3 protein-coding genes are annotated in these 5,761 nt (G+C 47.4%); 1 reads left to right on the top strand and 2 read right to left on the bottom strand.

All coding sequences use genetic code 11. From position 1 onward, the window contains the following. Positions 1 to 138 precede the first annotated feature (138 nt). Positions 139 to 2,682, bottom strand: a complete 2,544-nt coding sequence (locus H9625_RS16895) for an adenosylcobalamin-dependent ribonucleoside-diphosphate reductase (protein WP_022040445.1) — start codon at positions 2,680 to 2,682, stop codon at positions 139 to 141. A 589-nt stretch (positions 2,683 to 3,271) separates the two neighbouring features. On the opposite strand from H9625_RS16895, the gene H9625_RS16890 reads away from it, so the two are divergent. Next, positions 3,272 to 5,002, top strand: a complete 1,731-nt coding sequence (locus H9625_RS16890) for an ATP-binding protein (protein WP_191765486.1) — start codon at positions 3,272 to 3,274, stop codon at positions 5,000 to 5,002. 90 nt (positions 5,003 to 5,092) lie between these two features. Here the strand turns inward: H9625_RS16890 and H9625_RS16885 are convergent, their stop codons facing one another. Next, the gene (locus H9625_RS16885; RefSeq protein ID WP_191765484.1) at positions 5,093 to 5,653 is read right to left on the bottom strand and encodes a hypothetical protein; all 561 of its coding nucleotides are present in this window, start codon (positions 5,651 to 5,653) and stop codon (positions 5,093 to 5,095) included. Between the last annotated feature and the right edge of the window lie 108 nt (positions 5,654 to 5,761).

Below are 5,761 nucleotides of genomic sequence, written 5' to 3'. Positions count from 1 at the left end.
TCTCTACAGAAGCGGCGCAAAAAGGTATTGGCATCTAACTCCCAGCCCGCACCGGCGGGCGATAACTACCTATAACTCCCTTTTAACTCCTGATTGGCATTTTTTATAAATCTGCGTAATCTGTGGTGAAAAGCAAAGTCATCCGCAACGCGAAGAACCACAAGTCTTGCAAATCAGGCAACCTTCCTGATAAACCAAAGTCTCATTGCCGCAATTCGGGCATTTCACGCCTTTGGCTTCCGTGCCGTCGAGCACATATTTCTTTAATGCACGCGACACACCGTTCTTCCACGTATTGATATTCTCACTATCGAGCTGGAGCGAATTGACCAACTTGATCACCTGTTCGATAGGCATCCGGTAGCGCAACACGCCTGAAATCAGTTTCGCATAATTCCAATACTCCTTGTTGAAGCGCTCGGACAATCCTTCAATCGTCATCTTATATCCACGCTTGTTCTCGAACTGGAAATCATAACGCTTCACGCCGTTCTCGTCATAATTCTTGATGATGCGGCCGCGAACTACCGATTTCGGCAATACAATGCCCTCGTCATCATCTTGCAGACCGGTAAATATTTCGTAAGGATAACCGTCGAGCAGACCGACGAACGCCACCCATTTCTCCTTGTTGTTCTGGAAACGCACCACATCGGCTTCGAGCACACGCGGGCGGACTTCCGTTACCTGAGGAGGCTTGCAATGGCATTCTTCCTCTTTCTTGTCGTCTTTCTTCTTGGCAGAAAGCAACACGCCTGCACGCGAACCGTCGCGGTACACCGTACATCCCTTGCAGCCCGACCGCCATGCCTCTACATACAGACGGTTCACCAACTCTTCGTCTACGTTGTTCGGCAAATTGATGGTCACGCTAATCGAATGGTCCACCCATTTCTGGATGCGTCCCTGCATCTTGACCTTCATCAGCCAGTCCACGTCGTTCGAAGTCGCTTTATAATAAGGAGATTTCGCCACCAGGTCGTCAATTTCCTCTTGCGTGTAATGCTTGTCAGGGTCATAACCGTTCACCTTCATCCACGTCAGGAACTTGTGATGGAACACCAGGTATTCCTCGAAAGCGTCTCCCGTTTCGTCCACAAAGTCGATGCGCACGTTCTCGTCATTCGGATTCACCTTGCGCCGGCGCTTGTAAACCGGCATAAACACCGGCTCAATGCCCGAAGTGGTCTGCGTCATCAGGCTGGTGGTCCCCGTAGGGGCAATGGTCAGGCACGCGATGTTACGCCGGCCGTACTTCTTCATCTCCTCATAAAGCCCGGGGTCGGCTTCACGCAAGCGGTTCACGAACGGATTGTCCTTCTCGCGTTCCGTATCGTAAATCTCGAACGCGCCACGTTCCTTTGCCATAACAACCGAAGAACGGTATGCCTCCAGCGCAATGGTTTTCTGCACCCGTTCGGCAAACTCGGTCGCCTCTTCCGTCCCGTAGCGCAATCCCAAAGCCGCCAGCATGTCGCCTTCGGCAGTGATGCCCACGCCCGTACGGCGTCCCATGCCCGACTTGCGGTAAATCTTTTCCCACAAATGGCGCTCCGTACCTTTCACTTCTTCGCTTTCGGGGTCGGAATCTATCTTTTCCATGATTTTCTCTATCTTTTCCAGCTCCAGGTCGATGATGTCGTCCATGATGCGCTGTGCCAAAGCCACGTGCTTCTTGAACAAATCGAAATCGAAATAAGCCTCCGGAGTAAACGGATTGACCACATACGAATACAGGTTGATGGCAAGCAGACGGCAAGAATCGTACGGGCACAGAGGGATTTCGCCGCACGGGTTGGTAGACACGGTGCGGAAACCCAAGTCGGCATAACAATCGGGCACCGACTCGCGGAGAATCGTGTCCCAGAACAACACGCCCGGCTCTGCCGACTTCCACGCGTTGTGCACGATTTTCTTCCACAAAGCCGAAGCGTCAATCTCTTTCTTCACCATCGGATGAGGCGAACCGATAGGGAACTGCTGCACATACGGGCGGTTTTCCACGGCAGCTTCCATAAACTCATCGTCCAGCTTCACCGACACATTGGCTCCCGTAACCTTTCCTTCGGTCATCTTGGCATCGATGAAAGCTTCCGAGTCGGGATGCTTGATAGATACCGTCATCATCAGCGCCCCGCGGCGTCCGTCTTGAGCCACCTCGCGCGTAGAGTTGGAATAACGCTCCATAAATGGCACCAGCCCGGTAGAAGTCAACGCCGAGTTCTTTACCGGCGAACCTTTCGGGCGGATGTGCGACAGGTCGTGCCCTACACCTCCGCGGCGCTTCATCAGCTGCACCTGCTCCTCGTCGATGCGGATGATGGCCCCATACGAATCGGCAGCTCCGTCCAGCCCGATTACGAAGCAGTTCGACAAGGACGCAATCTGATAATTGTTTCCGATGCCCGTCATCGGGCTTCCCTGCGGAATGATGTACTTGAAATGATCAAACAGGCGGAACAGCTCTTCTGCGCTCAACCCATTCGGATACTTGGCTTCGATACGTGCCACTTCATTCGCGATACGCCAATGCATATCTTCGGGAGATTTCTCGTAAATATTGCCGAAAGAATCCTTTACGGCATACTTGTTCACCCACACGCGGGCGGCAAGCTCGTCTCCCTTGAAATAATCCAACGAGGCATTATATGCTTCGTCGTAACTGAACGTCTGATTTTCCACGATTAATGAGTATTTTGATTAAAATCTATCGTCTTTCATAAGGTGGTACAAAGCTAAAGATGTTTTTCCAATCTGCAAAACAAAAAAGAAAGTTTTCCAAAACAAAATCTTAACAAACTGATTCACATAATTTTATTAACACACAAGCATCTTGTAAGTTTTCTTTTTGGGAGAACTATAGTTTTAACATAGTTTATCTAACAAAGAAATCAAGACAAGCTACACAAGCAAGAAAACCACCTTGTCCGGCTCGTCCGCACACACGATTACTTTGCAAAAACATTCCCATTAATATAGACAAAGAAGCCCGCCCTCGCGCCGATGCTTCTACGTGACCGGCACAACGCGACTATCTTCCTTCATGTCCGCATATAATTGAAATGGCTTATGCACATATATGCATGAATCATCCTTGTAATCTCGCAGATTCATACAGCATAACCACTCATGACTTTTTCCGGAATGACCTCATTTCATATAAAGAACAAGCTCTTCCGGTATTGGACGTTTCAAAAGAAAATGCTACCTTTGCAACGATAGCGCTCAGTTACAACATCACTAAAACAAAAGGTATCAATGCGGCAATAATATGAATACATACAAGCTCCTCCCTTACGGCATATCAGACTTCCGGCGGATCCGGAAAGAAAATTATTATTATGTAGACAAAAGTGCCTATATCCAACGCATGGAAGATGTGGCGAGTTTCCTGTTCCTTATCCGCCCGCGCCGTTTCGGGAAAAGCCTTTTCCTATCCATGCTCCGCTATTATTACGACATCAACGAAAAAGAAAATTTCAGAGAACTGTTTAAAGGGCTTTGGGTAGCAGACCATCCTACCCAATGGCAAGGCAAATTTCAAGTGCTGCACTTAGACTTCTCGCAAGTCGGAGGAAATGCAGATGCACTCCCTTTGAATTTCAACCGCTACTTCGGAGTGCGGTTAGACGATTTTGCAGAACGTTATGCCGCCTATTATCCCGCCGACTTTGTAGAAAGAATAAGAGGAGCGCAAGACGCAAACACCAAGTTCGCCCTTATCATTGCAGCAGCCAGCGCACGCAACCATAAACTGTATCTGATAGTAGACGAATACGACAATTTCACCAATACCATACTGAACGAAGAAGGTGAAGCCATTTATCATGTCATAACCCTCGCCAGCGGCTTTTACCGTGATGTATTCAAGAAATATAAAGGCAACTTCGACCGTATCCTGATGCTGGGAGTCAGCCCCGTGACCTTAGATGACGTGACCAGCGGTTACAACATCGCCACCAGCATCACGATGGATGCCCGCTTCAACCGGATGTTAGGGTTCAGCGAAACAGACGTGCGCGAAATGATCCGTTACTACCAGTCTGCGGGTACATTAAAAGCCGATGAAGAACATCTGATAGCAGAAATGAAACCCTGGTACGACGGATATTGCTTTTCAGAAGAGGTAGTCTATACAGACCCGAAGATGTTTAACTGCGATATGGTTACTTATTATTTGAATTACTATATCCAACACGGATGTGCCCCTAAAGAAATGGTAGACCGCAACACGTGTACAGATTACATGAAATTGGACAAGCTGATTAAGTTAGACCAGTTAGACGGTGATCGCAAAGGCGTATTATTGGAAGTGGCAGAAAAGGGAACAACTACCGGCATCGTAGCCAATTCATTCCCGGCATCCCGACTGACCGACCCGGAAATATTCAAGAGCCTGTTATTCTATTACGGCATGCTGACCATCACGGGAACTTACGGAATCGAGCAAGAACTGGGCATCCCGAACAACAACGTACGGAAGCAATATTACGATTTCTTATTGAACGAATACAAAAAGGTACACCCGATAAAACTTTCTCCGTTGCTTCGCAGCTATACCGACGCAGCTTTCAAAGGGAATTGGCATCCCATGCTGGAACATATTTTCAAAGCATATCATGACACCACAGCCATCCGCAGCCTGATAGAAGGTGAACGGAACTTGCAAGGTTTTATGAATGCTTACCTCAGCTTGAACCCTTACTACCTGACCGCCCCCGAAGTGGAATTGAATCACGGTTATTGCGATTTCTTCCTCATGCCCGACCTGGTACGTTGGCCCATGGTAAAGCACAGCTATATTTTAGAATTGAAATACCTGCCTGCCACAGCTACCGATGAGAGAGCGGAAGCACAACGGACGAAAGCCATAAAGCAAGTGAAAGATTACGCTTCCGGTCCCAAAGTGCAAACGCTCATCCAAGGAACCACATTGCATCTTATCGTTGCCCAAATCAAAGGATACGACTTAATAGGACTGGAAGAAGTGGAACGGGAATAAAATATGAGCGATGCCTGCAGTATGGTCATACGAAATTCAGGAAATATTCCTCTTGAACTTTCAGGACCATATAATAATATTTGTCTTTCTTCATTGCTTCTTATATTTACGTTGGAAATCTGCTATAAACTTTTTTAACCGTTCATCCATCCCCGTTTCCACATCAGAGAATTGGAAGTTTCCCGGAACCGCATAAACATAATAATCCTGATAATTCCCGCATTCCGACAGCGTCTGAAGCCGTACTGCATAGTCGTTTGAAAAAGTCATCATTTCGTAAGCTGCTTTCACATAGCGGTCAGCTCTTGGCAATTTTCCCGGTCCTTCACTGCCATTGAACAAATGTTCCAAGGTTCCACTTTCTACAGGAGCGCAACCAAGAATATCGTAGCAATCTTTATGCAGCAGCAACAAGACCTGACAATCTCCATAACCGAACCTCGGTGCACAAATTCCACCTTTCGTTTCTTTAATCATCCATATCAAGTCCGGGCTCTTATAACCCGAAGCAGCTTTCTTTTTCAAATCCGACCAATAACCTTCCCTACCTTCCTGTGTATTGCCGATGTACAAAGGATCATAGTTCGTATAACTGTCAGCACGTTCCGCAAGTCCCAGTTGCTTTTCCAACTCATGTATCTCCCTGTTCATCTCCTCCCGTTTTTTCTCTTCTGCTTTTTGCTCTTTAGTTCCTATGTTTGTAATGTGCTAGCAAAATAGCATAAAGCCAAGAGAATTATTAAATTTGTAAATGAAAGA

This window comes from Phocaeicola intestinalis (assembly GCF_014837065.1).
Classification (GTDB): Bacteria; Bacteroidota; Bacteroidia; order Bacteroidales; family Bacteroidaceae; genus Phocaeicola; species Phocaeicola intestinalis.
The sequence above is the reverse complement of the archived record's forward strand: the minus strand, read 5'-3'. Positions and strand labels throughout refer to the sequence as shown.

Excerpts from the sequence above, each read along its gene's own strand:
- H9625_RS16890 (WP_191765486.1), top strand. The coding sequence starts at position 3,272 with ATGAATACATACAAGCTCCTCCCTTACGGCATATCAGACTTCCGGCGG.
- H9625_RS16885 (WP_191765484.1), bottom strand. The coding sequence starts at position 5,653 with ATGAACAGGGAGATACATGAGTTGGAAAAGCAACTGGGACTTGCGGAA.